Here is a 15,601-nt window from a genome sequence, read left to right as displayed (position 1 = left end):
CTGCCTAGTGAAATATCTGCTGTTTGAAACCTCCGGTCCCAGGGTATTAACTAAAGCTCATACCTCATAATATCCATCCACAATACGTATCCCAGGAGGAATTTCATATGGCTCCCAGCAGACAAGCAGTGTCCTTAAGCTCATCCGGCGACTCCATCGAGCTGGAATGTCTCTATCATTCAACGCAGGGGCGATGGGCGTATGCCTATAACAAGGACACCTACCACTTAAGAATCCGCAGCAAAAAAAACAATGTAGACCGGGTATTTGCCCTGACCGGCGATAAATACGACTGGGAGCAGCATCATCAGGAGCTGAGCATGCGCAAGGTGGCTACCGACAGCTTCTTCGATTACTGGGAAGCAGAAATCTTCCCTGAGTTCAAACGCTTTTCCTACGGCTTCCGGCTGGAAACCGATCAGGAAACCGTATGGATGCTAGAATCCGGGTTCTTTACAGACAGGCTGCCCGAGCCTGCCGGAGGCTACTACGAAATGCCTTACCTTCATGAGGCCGACCTGCTCCAGGTTCCCGAATGGGCGAAATCTGCGGTCTTCTATCAGATTATGCCGGACCGGTTCGCTAACGGAGATCCGGCGAATGACCCCGAAGGGACGCTCGAATGGGGGGCACCGCCCACCCACGACAGCTATTTTGGCGGAGACTTGCAGGGGATGATTGACCATCTGGATTATATTGCCGAGCTTGGCGTAACGGCGCTGTATCTGACCCCGATCTTCCAGGCTCCCAGCAACCATAAATATGACACCGTTGACTACGGAACGATTGACGCCAGCTTCGGGGATCTTGATAAGCTCAAGCAACTGGTTGATCTCGCCCATTCCAAAGGGCTTAAGGTGGTCCTCGATGCCGTCTTCAATCATACCAGCTCCGAGTTCGCACCGTTCAAGGATGTGCTGGAGCATGGAGCGGATTCCAAATACGCAGGCTGGTTCCATGTCCATGATTATCCCGTTCAGGTGCTGGACGGCAAGGCCAACTATGATACCTTCGGCTTCTTCAGCGGAATGCCCAAGCTCAACACTGCCCATCCGGAAGCCAGAGATTATCTGCTGGATATCACCAAATTCTGGCTCAAGGAGGTACACATCGACGGCTGGCGGCTGGATGTAGCCAATGAGGTGGACCATGTATTCTGGCGGGATTTCCGCAAGGCGGTCAAAGAAATTAACCCGGAAGCGTTCATCATCGGCGAGGTGTGGAGCGACTCCCTCAGCTGGCTGCAGGGCGACCAGTTCGATTCGGTAATGAACTATCCCTTCTCTGACCGGCTGCTGAAGTTCTTCGGGACCGACGAGGAGGTTGATCCCGGAACCTTCGCTGCTCAAATCTACGGGCTGCTCATGCGTTATCCCCGGCAGGCGAATGAGGTACTGTTCAATCTTCTGGCGAGCCATGATACCCCGAGAGTGCTTAACCGGCTCGGCGGGGACAAGGGGCGGCTGAAGCTTGCGGTCACCTTCCTCTTCACCTTCACCGGGACGCCGTGCATCTTCTATGGGGACGAGATCGGACTTACCGGCGGAGACGACCCGGACTGCCGCAAATGTATGATCTGGGAAGAGGACCGGCAGGACCGTGAGCTGCTGCGCTTTTATCAGAGCCTCATTGCCCTGCGCAAAGAGCACGAGGTGCTGCGCACCGGCCAGTTCCGCTTCCTGCGGAGTGATCCGGGCAGCCGGGCCCTAGTGTATGAACGCTGGAATGAGCACACCCGCTTCACAGTCTGGATGAATAATTCCGCTGAACCGCTGACGCTTATGCAATCCCTGGGTGAGGGCACTTGGCAGGATGCCTTGAGCGGCGAGCCTGTGGAGCAGGATGGGGAGAAAATCCGCATGACGCTGGAGCCGCTGGAATACCGGATTCTGTATAGCCGACAAGCTGGCGGCGAAGCCTGATTACCTGCGCACCGGCACAATGTATGCTGTTTTTGGCATACATTCGGGCCATGTGCCTGCGCACCACCACAATGTATGCTGTTTTTGGCATACATTCGGGCCATGTGCCTGCGCACCGGCACAATGTATGCTGTTTTTGGCATACGTTCGGGCCATGCACCTGCGCACCACCACAATGTATGCTGTTTTTGGCATACATTCGGGCCATGCGCCTGCGCACCACCACAATGTATGCTGTTTTTGGCATACATTCGGGCCATGCGCCTGCGCACCGGCACAATGTATGCTGTTTTTGGCATACATTCGGGCCAATCAAAGACAAAGACAAGTCCCAGGAAGGGGCTTGTTTGTTTATAGCTGTTTGTTACACCGAACCAGACAACCAGAGGTGGTAGACTTTTGTAAGGACAATCGTTCTTCACACACTATACAATGACAGGAGAATCACCCTATGAACATCAGAACCGCAACCGAAGCCGATTATGATTATCTCGCAAGCCGTGACCACCATATCCTGAACTCACTTCTTCTCTCTAAAATAAACCAGCAGGAAATTTACATTCTGAGCGAGGGTAGCCTGGACATTGGCTGGCTGCGGTACGGGTATTTCTGGGACCAGATCCCCTTCATGAATCTGCTGTGGATTGATGAGCCTTATCGCGGCGCAGGATTCGGCCGACAGGCGGTGCAGCACTGGGAGCAAGCGATGCAGGCCATGGGCCATAAGCAGGTTATGACCTCCTCGATGGCGAGTGAAGAGGCACAGCATTTCTACCGGAAACTGGGCTACCGGGACTCAGGCTGCCTGCTGCCGGATAATGAGCCGCTAGAGATTTTCTTCACCAAAGCGCTGTAGCTGATACTAACTGCTCAAATGCTGGTTTTTCAGACCGGCTCCAAGCTCCGCCGTGTACCTGGTCAGCCGCAGGCTGATCTCGGTGCGCATCACATCCCGGGTAAGTCCGAAGCGTTCCTGATAGCCCCGGCAAAAGATTTTGTAATACACCAGGAACTCCTCCTGCTCATCGGCCAGCACCCGGATATTATGCTGCTTCAGTTCCTTCTGGAGCTGGTAGGTATCCTGCATAATACGCTGCTGAATCGCCTGGCCGGCGAGCATGAAAGCCCGCTTAAGAATACTATTGGACAGCTCAAGCTCCTTCAGACTTTTGCTGACCATCGTATCGAGGTAAGGAAGCAGAATGAGGTCACGCACCATCGTCCGCTCCTCTACCGTAATCATTTTCCTGCCCTCTGTCCCCTGCTTCTGCTCATACTGCTGGACATGCTCTGTCATTAACATTTTGGATTTCCACCGCTCGTTTCCGTCTAGCTTGCTCATTTATAGTGCCCCCCAATCTGCTGCGCCCGTTCCAGAGCAACCCCAGACTCCAGCAAAGAAGACGCGCGGATCAGCGCCCCGCTTCCGTACCGGTTCTTGATCTGATCAATAGCCCGTTCTCTGCTACTGCTTCGTATCCGGTCGTCGAACAAGGTCAGCTGCATCACGCTGTCATCCGTGAGCTGGGATATAGAGATAGCCAGCCGGCTAATCGGCAAGCCGCTCCAATGATCTACGAATAGACGGTAGGCAGCCGCTGCCACCTCATGGGTTAACGACGAAGGCTCCGGCAGTGTCGTCTGCCGGCTGTAGGCATTCGAGGTGTTGCCGTCTGTCTCCACTACCGCAACGGACACCACAGCTCCCATGTATCGGTACTTCCGCGCCCGCCGGCAGACCTCAATCACCAGTTCCAGCAGCACCACCTCAATCTCCGGCAGCCGGGTATACAGATTCCAGCGCAGCGCCTTCCCGTGGCCGACGGACTTCATCTCATGGCGTATCCCGGTCACCACCGGGCTGGGATCGATGCCGCGTGCGGTCTGCCAATAATATTCCGCTTGAATATCGCTCTGCTTACCCAGCGTGGTGCGCATTCTCCGCTTCAGCTCGCCCAGCTCCATCCGGGCAATGTCTCCAATGGTCGAAATACCCATGCGGTAGAAATTCTTGGTCATCCGGCCCGCCACCATGAACATTTCATGCACCGGGCGCGGCCATAGCTCTGTGTCCAGATTATCGTAATCCAGCCGGAAGGTTCCGGCTGCCTTCTTCTTGGCGAAATTATTGGCCATTTTAGCGAGGATTTTGGACGGGCCGATGCCCACCCGGGTCCACACTCCGGTAGATAACAGAACATGCTGCTGGATCGAGTGAATCAGCTCCGGCAAATCCCCTCCGAACACGCGCAGAGAACCGGTCACATCCAGGAACTGCTCATCAATGCTGAACGCCTCCACCAGATCGGTATACCCCTGGTAGATCTCTGAGATCAGCAGCGAGACCTGAATATACGTCCCCATCCGCGGCCGGATGACCACGAGATCCCGGCATTTCGTCAGGGCTTCGCCCACGCGTGATGCGGTAGTTACGCCATAGGATTTCGCAAGCGGGCAGGCGGCCAGCACAATCCCGTTCATCCGCGACGGATCACCCACAGCGACAGGCTGATCCGCATATTCGGGATGGGCCGCCTTCTCGACGCTGGCATAGAAGGACTGGCAGTCCGAGAGCAGAATAATCCGGTCCTTAGGCATACCTCCGCCCCCGTACCGGATGCCACGACAGAATATTGGCGGTTAGGAATACACGGGGCTGGCCGGTACTCAGACAGGTGGCACGTATGCGGCCGTCACGAATGCCGCGCACTTCAATTTTCCGCTGCGTAATCTGGCCCGCTTTGTCCAGGTATATCATTTCTATGGTTTGGCCGATGCTCATCTTCATGACTAATCGCCTCCGGGCTTAAGTAAGAACATTTGTTTGTATTATAACCAGGATTAAGATTTTTAAGCAATGGTAAAATAGAACAAATGTTCCCGTTAAGATAGGGTATGCTGAGTCGGAGATAGTTAGAACCGGGAAGGAACATTTAGAGATAGAGAAAAGCTGGAACAAACAGGAATTCCACCGCATTCACTAGCTGGAACTGAAACCCAAAAGGAGGTAATATTGAATAATGTCATACCCCCTCAAAGGAGAACGTCCATGCTTCTAAAAGCGAGTCTCCAATCGACTCTCATTTTCGTTTTTTTGTTAGCCCTGGCCGCCTGTAGCAAGGGGATAATGTTTTTAAAGGGAAGGTACACACAGTAGATGTAGAGAATACAAGGATCTTGGTAATCGCTCAGTTGAAAGAAGAAGACTTGAATAAGAATTACAAGGAAGTTCTAGAAACTAATATGTATTCTCAAGCCATTTGGGTAAATGGAGTTTCACCTTCTAAATATAAAAGGGTGAAGAAATTGAAGTGTTCTATCAAACAAGTGATGATTCCTTTCCGGCACAAGTTACCGCCAGCAAAATTGTAAAATCAAAAATGGAGTAATGTAGCCTGCAGGCCAAGCAAGGGCCCCGAGCTACTTCGGTTCCTTACGGACCAGAGAGCCGTTAATTTGAAGAAACAGGAACTTCTTGCGGAGTAACGGACCGAGTGGACCTTATTGTCTCTCTAAAGAACGTTTAGGAGCGGAATATTCGTTAATAAGGGCCGTGTCCGCAACTTGCCCAAGTTGTGACTCTCCTTCGAAATAAGCGCGTCTCAGTCCGTAACGCCGAGCCGACCGTCCCATTAAGACCGAACCCCGTCGGAGTATGAGCGTACACTGATCAAGGAGAATAGAGGATGAATGGATTGATCTAGTATAAAAAATCCCGCCGACCAATTAAGGCTGACGGTTTTTTTTCTTTTATCCAGTCGAAACGCCGGAAAAGGTCACGGGTCCGGTAACACTGGCAGTATTGAGCAGAACATTGGTGCTGTTATTGGCCACACCCAAAGAATAGGCATTGGATGGATTGCAAGTACGATTAACACATTAATGTGTGATGATAGGAAAAGCTGAACGTAAAGCCCCTCCGCCTTGCTGGAGCTGTGAGGATAGCTTATACTTCCTATGTTATCCCTGCAAGGGGGACTAAACTAAGAATAAAGAGAGGTCAACCATCATGTTTGAAGGCAAAAAGAGGACTGCCGTCTGGATCGGCTTAAGTCTCTACACGATCCTCACCTTATTTTTCTTGTTTGCCGGCTTCAACCGCTCATCGGCTCTGCCGGAGACAGGCTTACGGTATCAGCTGACCTTTGACGGAATTCCGCTGCACTTTCCAGGCGGTGGTTATTTGAATCTATGGGTCTTCAATCTGGGTAACTATTTGGCCTTCGTACCGTTCGGCCTCGTTATCCCGCTGCTGGTTCGCTGCCGCTTCCTGCCGTTCCTCTTAGTCTTCTTAGCAGCCATTACCGGGGTAGAGCTGATTCAGATGGTAACCCGTTTGGGTGCGTTCGATATCAACGATATCGTTATTAATACGCTCGGTGCGGCTGTCGGCTACGGCGCCCAGCGGCTGATCCGCCGCGACCGGACAACGCCAAGAGGGGTGCTCAAGCTCCTGTCCTCAGGCGCTATCTTGACATTAATCGTCTACTCCGCCGTGAGCGGTATTAACTATTATTTGGATCATGGCCGCGGGGAGATCAGAGCGCTGGACCAGCTCCCCCTTGAGCATGGTGAAGTGCAGTGGGAACAAGGACTCCATAGTTTCACTATGGCACAGGAGCAGATTGAACCGGCGGTCAATCTCTATAGCCCTGATCATCCGGGACTCCACGAGTTCTCAATACGCCTGGATGGACAGTATAAGGAGTTAGCCGGGAATTTCGGCGTCCCTGACGATGCTATACCTGCTAAGGGCAGCGGCACCAGCAGCGTCATGATCAGCGCCGACGGAGAAGAGCTTTACTCCCTGGATGTGAATATCGCACCGAGCGAGAATCAGCCGCTGTCTTTTCAGGTGCCGCTTGAAGGCAAACAGGAGCTGACCCTTACAGTCAAAACTGATGCTGCCGACCCTCGAACCCATGCGGTATTGTGGGACCTTACGCTCGTAGAGGCCAATGCCGGCCAAAAGCTGGCAACGCGGCTTCAGCGGCTGCTGGGCGGGGGATAAAATAAATAGGCCCGCTAGCCAGATAGCTCCTGCAGATAGAAACTTATGCGTGCCCCTTCCAAGCCGTGGATGGCCGAGGGGTCTTTTTCGCATTTGTGAATGAGATTATTTAAGCGCTTCGTTAAACGCACTTTCGATTTGCTCCGCATTCTTGGAGACCGTAAACAAAATATATGGGCCTTTGACCTTTAATATATGCTTTTCGACGAGGTAAAATTGCTCAGGACGGTAGTCCTTCAGCTTGACCTTTTGAGCCTCAATTCTTTTCATGATTTTCTCCTTAACGCTTTCCGCCTGATTCTCTTGCTTCACCCTGATCACGGCCAGCTCATTTGCTTCGACGTTCGATTCTGCCGTATAGAGCACAAAATCCTGAACTTCCTCTGCATTAAAATGATAGAGCTTCTTAAGCCTGTTCATATCCCCTTTTTCCATGGCTTCCATAGAAGCCGCTTGCTTGATACGCTCCTCAATGGTATGGACAGGAACATCCTTGGCGTCTTCCTTCTTACTGGAGCATCCGATCAGAATGCCACATAAGCTCATGACTGCAGCCAGGACAACTAAGTATTTCATTCTCTTTCCCGGAAACATCGTTACTCAACCCCTTTATGGATTATTCCACAGAATCTGCTAATGATGTAATAGATGGATCTTCAACAAATGTGGTGATGTTATACAAAATCAGCATGTCGCGGATTTGCCGTTCTTCCGTAAGCTTCAGTAGATCCCCATCATAATAACGGAGGTCTACCACATCAATTTCACTGAAATGCGATGTTAAAAAAGGGATCAGGCTGTTGGCATACGAATCTTTAACAATAAGCAGTCTCCGCCCTTCCGTATGTCCGGTTGTTATGCGGATCAGGCTATGATTCCCATTGAAAAAAACAGTGTATTTATCCTTCTTTGTGAGGTTTTCCATAACGTACATCGAATCCGCACTTTGCTGTTCGTGGGCATAATCCACGGACAGGGCCGCCGGTCTCTTGGGATAATACAGCTCTATAGAATCCGGCTGTACGTGCCTGAATCCGCTTTTCGAATACAAAGATCCGTAGAACTGACCGGTGACCTCACGAATGTTGAAATCGTCTTCGTTCTTGGGGGTAAAACTTATGGATGCACCCAGCTCCCGATAGGCTAGAAAAGCGCCTTTGGTCGTCCAGTGATGGTCCGTTTTGTAATAGAGCGGCTGCTCCTTGTTCGCCTCCAGCGCGGGGAAAACATCGATCCAGTGAATATTCCCGAGATCAGAAGCCTTTATCTTGTTCCAATAGACCCTCTCACCGCCCCCGGAAGCATAAGGCGGCAATTTATCCTCAAGTATGGAAGCTGCCGTCGGCACCAGCATCATATATTTGCGCAGACCAGGCGTAGCCTGATCAAAGGCTTGAATGGCTTTCACCTTGTCTTCCAACTCTCCTTCCCCGGGAGGAGTAAATTTTTGAATTAAGTATCCGTCCTTGCCGATGTAAACCCCGTTGCTCTCTTTCCTTCCCAATCCCCGGTCCGCGTCAGATTTCAGTCCAATCCAAAAGTCCCTCTCCATAAACTGATCCGATAGATACGCTTCAAATTCGGAAGTAAACTTGCCTGATTCTAAGGCTTGAAGCGAGAAGGCCGGGAGCTGCTGCAGCATCCGGTTCTCTGATTCGGAAAATACCTTTCCCGGGGTCAGAATATTGACAACCAATACCGCCCCGGTAAACATAAGCAGTACAATGGCGAGTGCGCGGTAATAGACTTGGTCGTATTTCTTCAATCAAATCACCTCCAGCAAAAACATCAAAAACGAAAGTATAAGAATGGATTGTACGTTGCATTGACCAGATACGCTGTTGAGGCCACGATGAAAATGCAGTAGATGACAAGCGTGGCAATCGTGCCGGACCGGGCAAATCTGGTTCGGATACGGGCCAAGGCTTTGCCGGGTAACGGAGTGGCACAAACCGTGAGGATCAGCAGCAGCAGGGCATTCCCCGACAGATCGTAGAGCGCCCGGTTGTCAGCGAATCCATGTGTTCCGGCACCAAACATCGTTCCGATGAAGGTCAGGGCTGCGGGCAATTGTTCAAATTCGAAAAATACCCAGCCGATGATCACGATCATCAGGGTGTAGACATGGCTTACCAAGACAGGCAAGCGCTGAAGCTGTTTCAAGAGAATTAGCTTTTCAAGTGTGACAAAGAGACCGAAATATAAGCCCCAAATGATAAAATTCCAGCTCGCTCCATGCCACAATCCGGTTATAAACCATACCACCGCCAAGTTTCGGAGCTGTTTCAGCTTACCCGCCCGGTTCCCGCCGAGCGGGATGTAGATATATTCACGGAACCAGGCACCGAGCGAAATATGCCATCTCCGCCAAAATTCCGTAATGCTCCTGGAAATATAAGGATAGTCAAAGTTCTTCATAAATTCGAACCCGAACATTCTACCCAGACCACGTGCCATATCCGAATACCCGCTAAAATCGAAATAAATTTGAAACGTGAAGGCGACAATGCCGAGCCATGCAGAAAGAACCGACAGCTCCCCCGCAGGCACCGCTTTGACGCTTGTCCACAGCAAACCGATATTGTTGGCAAGCAATACTTTTTTAGCAAGCCCCCTAATAAATAGTTCCGCTCCTTCGCCAAAACGCTCCAACGTCACTGTGCGCTTAGCGAGCTGTCCCGCGATATCTTCATATTTAACAATCGGTCCCGCCACAAGCTGCGGAAACATCGTTACGTAGGCGCCGAAGGAGATCAGGTTCTTCTGAACACTCACTTTCCCCCGATAAATGTCGATTACGTAAGACATCGTCTGGAACGTGTAGAACGATATGCCCACCGGAAGCGGAAGATCTGCTGCCTGCAAATGCAGGTTAAAGAGCGAATTGATATTATCGAACACGAAGCCCGCGTATTTAAAGAAGCCAAGAATCCCCAGGCTGCCCATCATGGACAGGATCAACACTCCGCGTGCAATCACTTTACGATGCCTGTATCTATCGATCAGAACCCCGTTCACATAGTCGAATACCGTCGAGAAGATCATCAGGAAAATGTAGACGGGCTCGCCCCATGCATAGAAGATCAGGCTTGCGGCGAGCAGAACAGCATTTCTAATCCTCATAGGCGAGATATAGTAGATCAGCAGGGTGACCGGCAGAAAGAGAAATACAAATATAAGGCTGCTAAAAACCAATCCCCGTCACCTCCAGAGCTTCACCTGGCTGCATGTTATTTCACCCGATCTTTCAGCAAATCGAGCATACGTGTATAGAATTCCGGTTTAAAATGAATGCCGTCCGAGCTATACAAATGTTGGCCGTCATCAAAGATCGAAGATAAATCGGCAAATCCAACCTGCTGCTTGTCCGCCAGCTCTTGTAAGCCTTGGTTGTAATCGCTGATATTTTTGTAACGTGGCTCCACTTGTTCAGCCTCTGGCGTGACCGGAGTGACCGGCAAAACCGTTATGGATGCCTCCGGAAGCTTCTCCCTGATACTGTCGATCAATTCGGCGTAAAACTTCAGCGAATACTGCTTGGGGTTATCGGTAATTTGGGGCGGCAACAGGATATCATCGGACCCCAGCATGATAAATACATATTGCGGCTTCCGCTCTGCCAGCTTGTCCACATCTCCACTCATCAGAGATAGCTCGGTAGTCTTTCCGGCACCTGCCACTACATTGAACTCGTCCAGAATGTCATGGTAAGATAGTGCCTCTGTAATCGAATCTCCCAGAAATACGCTGTTCTTAAATATCGTTTTATAGGAAGTCTGGTTTGACTTCTCCACCTGAGCTGTGTCATTGGCTTGCGGCTGAGACGTCGCGCTTTGCGGGTTTTGTCCACTCCCGCATGCTGCCAGGGTGAGTACGGTGCTGCCTATAACTAGCGTTGAAATGATTTTTTTTAACATGAACATGGTCCTCTCTTCATTTAAATTATCCTTCCGAAAAAAAGTATAATCGGGCAAGGTCAAGATAAAGTGCAGAGCAAATCAATGCCATATCAAAAAATAAAAAAAGAAAAAGTGCAGAACCAAGGTCTGCACTTTCTTCCGTATTGCTACGCTTTTTTATTCAATTGAAAATAAAACATCACTCCATCGGAGGTATTGTTCACGCCGTAAGGCACATCGTGCATCTCCAAAATTTTCTTGGATATGGCAAGACCAAGACCCGTCCCACCATTAGACCGGTGGCGGGAGGTTTCACCGCGGTAGAAACGGTCCCATACTTTCTCCAGCTGCTCATCGGGGATATGGGCGCCTTTATTTTCGATACAAATTAGAATGGTGTCCCTCTCTTCCGAAGCGTTGACATATATAGATTCTTGCTCCGGCGTATACGAAATCGCATTGGTCAGGAAATTGACGATGACCTGCTCTATACGGCGCTCGTTCCCCTGGACTTGGGCAGGAATCAGCGAAGTGTGGAGAAGCAGCTGCTTGGCTGCCAAATCCGGCGTTAATTTAGTACACACCCGGTTGATGACAACATCGATATAGAACGAACCGGTGTCCATTTTATACGTACCCGATTCATATTTGGCCAACTCCAGCATATCGTCAATCAGCACATTCATCCGGCCGACCTCGTCTTCCATTGCCGCAAAATAATGCTCCCGCTTATGGCTGGCAACCCCGTCATTCAAAATATCAAGGCAGCTCTGAATGACGCTTAACGGAGTCTTCAGCTCATGCGATACGCCGGCTATAAATTCTTTTCGCGTATGCTCCAGCTGCTTTTCTTTCTCAATATCCTGTTCAAGCTGGAGAATATGGGCGTGCAGGCGCTCGGAAAGCTCGTTAATGTTGCCCGACAAGTCTCCGATTTCATCCTTCGTGGTGACGGGAATTTTCTCCGAAAAATCGAGGTTTGCCATTTGCCGGGTGGTACGGCTGATACGCAGCAAAGGGCGGGCAATCTGGCGGGAGTAGTAAAACGATGTCAGCAGCACAAACAGCAAGGCCGCAATAATGATATACACATAGTAGTCGTTGATGATCCCTGCGGCTTCATTAACCGGCTGCAGCGATGTCATCGCGAACAGGTATGCCGGATTTCCGTCGCGGTCCCGGGTACGGTCCACGATAATTTTGTAGTTCACGTGATTTTCTTCAACATCTATAACCTGTTTAGCGTTCGCGGCATCCTTCAAGTCACCGTATAATAGATCCGCCTGAAAAGCTTTGATGCGGTCCAGAAACAGGTGATTGGTGTAACGCGAGACCCCAGCCCCTTCCGGCACCCGGACTTTCGTAATCGTTCCTGTGACCAGAAAGGTGGAATATTGCTCACGATATTGGACCGCACCTAATCGGCCCAGTACCTCGTACTCTTTGCTCACCATCTGATGATTCTCCAGCCGGCTCTCATCTCTCAGATTGGCACGAATCCTTCCCATCCGCTGGATCACTGGCTGATTGTTGATGATTAAGCCTTCCATGGCGATCATTCCCCCCTCTTCAATCCAGGGAGTGAGGAACGTTTGATTGCTGCTGAAGTCCTCTACGTTAATAAAACTGTATAGCGGCACGGTTATCGTTGTATCAGCAAGCGCCGGTTCGTCCGAATGATCCAGCTTAATGTCCATGAAGAAATCATCTGCAAACTTTAAATTTCCGCGGGAGTCCAAAGCCGTGATCCAGGTGTTATGCTTTTGAAAAAAGTCTTGCTCCAGCTTGGCCATCTCCTGCGTGTTCGAGCCATGATCCAGGTAGTCTTGTTCATAAGCCTGAAGTGCCGCGTTAACGTCTTTTATTTTCTGATGAACGTAGAACTGTTTGAAAAATACGGTCTGCAAGATGAAAATAACGGCGATCAGGAACAGGCACAATCCTGCTGTCAGCAGGAACAGTTTAAGCACAATCCCCTTTTTCATAGCTCTTCCTCAAATTTATATCCTGAACGCACAACCGTAACAATCTGCCTGGCATGCTCCCCCAGCTTGGAACGCAAATTGCGGATATGACTGTTAACCGTACGATCATCGCCCGCGAAATCATATCCCCAAATTTTCGTAATCAGCTGCTCTCTGCTGATAATGATCCCTTTGTTTTGCAGTAGATAGGCTAATATTTCGAATTCCGTATGCGTTAGATCAGAGCTTTTGCCGTCAACCGAAACGGTCCGGGATGGAAAATGGATTGAAATGCCTCCGCCGGACACCCTGTCGCTTTCATGCTCATGCGTATGCCTGCTCTCCAGCAGCCGCTTGGCCCGGGCCAACAGAATGAGCGGGCGGTAAGGCTTGGTCACGTAGTCGTCAGCGCCAAGCTCGAACCCCAGCAACGTATCGTCCTCATCCGAACGGGCCGTCAATATGATAATCGGCACATTCGACGTCTTGCGGATTCGCCTGCATACGGACCATCCATCCAATTCCGGCAACATGATGTCCAGCAAAATCAAGTCCACCTCATGCTCCTGAAATAACGAGATCGCCTGCTTTCCGTCAATGGCTTCAATCACGCGATATCCCTCTTCCAGCAGATAATCTTTCATAATTTCACGTAGAATATTTTCATCTTCCACAATCAATATTGTTTTTGACATATGATAACCTCACCCTTTTTTTGTAGAACCAGGAACATAAAACGCATAGAACTACCAAAGTATACAATAAGGTTACCCTATACAGATAAAGATCATATGCAGATGAACTGCAGATCAAATAAAAAGACAGCGAGATAAAAAAAGATCCTCCCCAAGTTTCTTGAGAAGGACGATTTAAAGACATTTTTATATATAAAACATGTAATTATCCGCCTGGCTCTCTTCCTTGAAGTTGATCAGGTCGGACAAGGTGGTGGAGTCCAGCACATCGGCGATGCTGTCGCGGATGCGCAGCCAGAGGTCGCGCTTGGCCGGGTCGTCTTCTTCGGTGAAGTCTACCGGGGAGATCGGGCCTTCCAGGACGCGGATGATATCTCCGGCGGTAATGGTGTTGGTCTCGCGGGACAGAATATAACCGCCGTAAGCTCCGCGGATGCTCTTCACCAGGCCTGCATTGCGCAGCGGGGCGATGAGCTGCTCCAGGTAATGCTCGGAGAGTCCGTTTTTCTCGGCGATGCTCTTAAGTGATGTAGGCCCCTCGCCGAATTTCAGGGCAAGCTCCATCATAATGGTTAATCCGTAACGTCCTTTGGTTGAGATTTTCAAAGGGGCACCTCTTTCGGTTTAGTTGCATATCAATGTATTCCGATGTCTGCTCTCAGCTTATGTTATCATATCTATGGACACATTTGAAACAGCAAACGGCAATAATTCACGATTTTGTTCTCCACTGGTGGACAAATTGTCAATTTCGGACCGTTTTTCGCTATATTTCATAGCAGTAGTGTCCTCGTTTGGGGTAGACAGGTATGTTATAATACACAATGAGCCGGGTGTTCAGTGAGAACGCCGGTATTTTGTGTACAGAAAATGGTGATCACGATGACAAAAGCTAATCAGGATATCCGGGTCGTCGTCGGGATGTCGGGCGGAGTGGATTCCTCTGTTACAGCGCTGCTGCTGAAGCAGCAGGGATATGACGTCATCGGCATCTTCATGAAGAATTGGGATGATACCGACGAGTTCGGCGTATGTACGGCCGAGACCGATGCCGAGGATGTGCGCCGCGTCTGCGAGCAGATCGATATTCCTTACTATACCGTTAATTTCGAGAAGGAATACTTTGATAAAGTCTTTTCCTATTTCCTTGAAGAATATAAGGCTGGCCGGACCCCAAATCCGGATGTGATGTGCAACCGCGAGATCAAGTTCGGCGAATTCCTGAACAAAGCACTGCAGCTTGGCGCAGATTATGTCGCTACGGGGCATTACGCCCGGGTCGTGGAAGAAGACGGCCTGTTCAAGCTGCTGCGCGGTGTGGACAACAACAAGGACCAGACGTATTTCCTAAATGCGCTGAACCAGTACCAGCTCTCGAAGGCCATGTTCCCGATCGGACATCTGCCGAAGCCGGAGGTACGCCGGATTGCCGAGGAAGCCGGACTCTATACCGCGAAGAAAAAAGACAGCACCGGCGTCTGCTTCATCGGAGAGCGCAATTTCCGCGAATTCCTCAGCCAATACCTGCCTGCACAGTCAGGCAATATGGTCGATATCGCTACGGGCGAAGTGAAGGGCCGGCATGACGGCCTCATGTACTACACGCTGGGCCAGCGCCAGGGGCTTGGTATCGGCGGCTCGGGGACAGGTGAACCCTGGTTCGTGGCCGAGAAGGATCTGGCAAGCAATACCCTGTATGTGGTGCAAGGTGAGAAGCACATCAGCCTGTACTCGACCAGTCTTATAGCTTCAGGGGTGAACTGGATTGATCCGGACACCCTTGGTGATGAGCCGCTGAAATGTACTGCCAAGTTCCGCTACCGCCAGCCGGATCAGGGCGTTACGCTGACGAAGCAGGCCGATGGAACCGTCCATGTGGCCTTTGACGTTCAGCAGAAGGCGATTACGCCCGGACAAGCCGTGGTCTTCTATCTGGGCGAGACCTGTCTTGGCGGCGGAACCATCGAGACGGCCGACAAAGTCGCGCCACTGGCGCAGGTCTGATTGCACCCCAGCCAGAGAGCTACCCTACTAAAGAAAAACTTTCTAACGGGTGAACAGTGCTGGTGCTGAGCCCATTGTGTTCGGTTTTCCGACTACATTTGGCCCA

14 protein-coding genes are annotated in these 15,601 nt (G+C 50.6%); 4 read left to right on the top strand and 10 right to left on the bottom strand.

Going from position 1 to position 15,601, the window contains the following annotated elements; translation table 11 throughout:
• Nucleotides 1–107: 107 nt before the first annotated feature.
• Both MKY64_RS02480 and MKY64_RS02475 read left to right on the top strand, forming a co-directional pair.
• Nucleotides 108–1,922 carry an alpha-glycosidase gene (locus MKY64_RS02480; protein WP_340950746.1) on the top strand — a complete coding sequence of 605 codons (1,815 nt, stop codon included), beginning with the start codon at nt 108–110 and terminating at the stop codon, nt 1,920–1,922.
• Nucleotides 1,923–2,373: 451 nt separating this feature from the next.
• On the top strand, nt 2,374–2,778 hold the full coding sequence (locus MKY64_RS02475) for a GNAT family N-acetyltransferase (protein ID WP_340950744.1): 405 nt from the start codon (nt 2,374–2,376) through the stop codon (nt 2,776–2,778).
• 6 nt (nt 2,779–2,784) lie between these two features.
• Here the strand turns inward: MKY64_RS02475 and MKY64_RS02470 are convergent, their stop codons facing one another.
• From MKY64_RS02470 to MKY64_RS02460, 3 genes are read right to left on the bottom strand one after another with little or no spacing between them, the layout of a single operon-like run.
• Nucleotides 2,785–3,264, bottom strand: coding sequence for a hypothetical protein (locus tag MKY64_RS02470; protein ID WP_036732304.1), 480 nt, complete (start codon nt 3,262–3,264; stop codon nt 2,785–2,787).
• Nucleotides 3,261–4,520: a DNA polymerase IV gene (locus tag MKY64_RS02465; protein ID WP_340950742.1), complete on the bottom strand. Its 1,260-nt coding sequence runs from the start codon at nt 4,518–4,520 to the stop codon at nt 3,261–3,263. Before MKY64_RS02465 ends, MKY64_RS02470 begins: the two co-directional genes overlap by 4 nt.
• Nucleotides 4,513–4,710: a hypothetical protein gene (locus MKY64_RS02460; protein WP_036732308.1), complete on the bottom strand. Its 198-nt coding sequence runs from the start codon at nt 4,708–4,710 to the stop codon at nt 4,513–4,515. The genes MKY64_RS02465 and MKY64_RS02460 overlap by 8 nt, the downstream gene beginning before the upstream one ends.
• Nucleotides 4,711–5,931: 1,221 nt before the next feature.
• On the opposite strand from MKY64_RS02460, the gene MKY64_RS02455 reads away from it, so the two are divergent.
• Entirely contained in the window at nt 5,932–6,933 is a 1,002-nt protein-coding gene (locus MKY64_RS02455) for a VanZ family protein (RefSeq protein ID WP_340950738.1), read from the top strand.
• 105 nt (nt 6,934–7,038) lie between these two features.
• Here the strand turns inward: MKY64_RS02455 and MKY64_RS02450 are convergent, their stop codons facing one another.
• The 7 genes from MKY64_RS02450 to cymR all read right to left on the bottom strand — a co-directional run bounded on the left by MKY64_RS02450 (nt 7,039) and on the right by cymR (nt 14,097).
• Nucleotides 7,039–7,527, bottom strand: coding sequence for a DUF4358 domain-containing protein (locus MKY64_RS02450; RefSeq protein WP_036732311.1), 489 nt, complete (start codon nt 7,525–7,527; stop codon nt 7,039–7,041).
• A 22-nt stretch (nt 7,528–7,549) separates the two neighbouring features.
• Nucleotides 7,550–8,698, bottom strand: a complete 1,149-nt coding sequence (locus MKY64_RS02445; RefSeq protein WP_036732313.1) for a DHHW family protein — start codon at nt 8,696–8,698, stop codon at nt 7,550–7,552.
• A 23-nt stretch (nt 8,699–8,721) separates the two neighbouring features.
• Complete coding sequence (locus MKY64_RS02440) at nt 8,722–10,128, bottom strand: MBOAT family O-acyltransferase (RefSeq protein ID WP_340950734.1); 1,407 nt, start codon at nt 10,126–10,128, stop codon at nt 8,722–8,724.
• 35 nt (nt 10,129–10,163) lie between these two features.
• Entirely contained in the window at nt 10,164–10,850 is a 687-nt protein-coding gene (locus MKY64_RS02435; RefSeq protein WP_339250383.1) for a GDSL-type esterase/lipase family protein, read from the bottom strand.
• A 149-nt stretch (nt 10,851–10,999) separates the two neighbouring features.
• Complete coding sequence (locus MKY64_RS02430; RefSeq protein ID WP_340950732.1) at nt 11,000–12,817, bottom strand: sensor histidine kinase; 1,818 nt, start codon at nt 12,815–12,817, stop codon at nt 11,000–11,002.
• Nucleotides 12,814–13,491 (bottom strand): response regulator transcription factor, encoded by a 678-nt coding sequence (locus tag MKY64_RS02425; RefSeq protein ID WP_036732321.1) that lies wholly within the window; start codon nt 13,489–13,491, stop codon nt 12,814–12,816. The genes MKY64_RS02430 and MKY64_RS02425 overlap by 4 nt, the downstream gene beginning before the upstream one ends.
• A 186-nt stretch (nt 13,492–13,677) precedes the next feature.
• Nucleotides 13,678–14,097, bottom strand: coding sequence for a cysteine metabolism transcriptional regulator CymR (cymR, locus tag MKY64_RS02420; protein WP_036732323.1), 420 nt, complete (start codon nt 14,095–14,097; stop codon nt 13,678–13,680).
• 276 nt (nt 14,098–14,373) lie between these two features.
• On the opposite strand from cymR, the gene mnmA reads away from it, so the two are divergent.
• A complete protein-coding gene (gene mnmA / locus MKY64_RS02415; protein WP_036732325.1) occupies nt 14,374–15,495 on the top strand; it encodes a tRNA 2-thiouridine(34) synthase MnmA in 1,122 nt (373 codons plus the stop codon).
• Nucleotides 15,496–15,601: the final 106 nt, after the last annotated feature.

Source organism: Paenibacillus sp. FSL R7-0210, from assembly GCF_038009085.1.
GTDB lineage: Bacteria > Bacillota > Bacilli > Paenibacillales > Paenibacillaceae > Paenibacillus_AQ > Paenibacillus_AQ silagei.
Note: the sequence above shows the minus strand (reverse complement) of the source record. Positions and strands in the feature narration are given on the sequence as shown.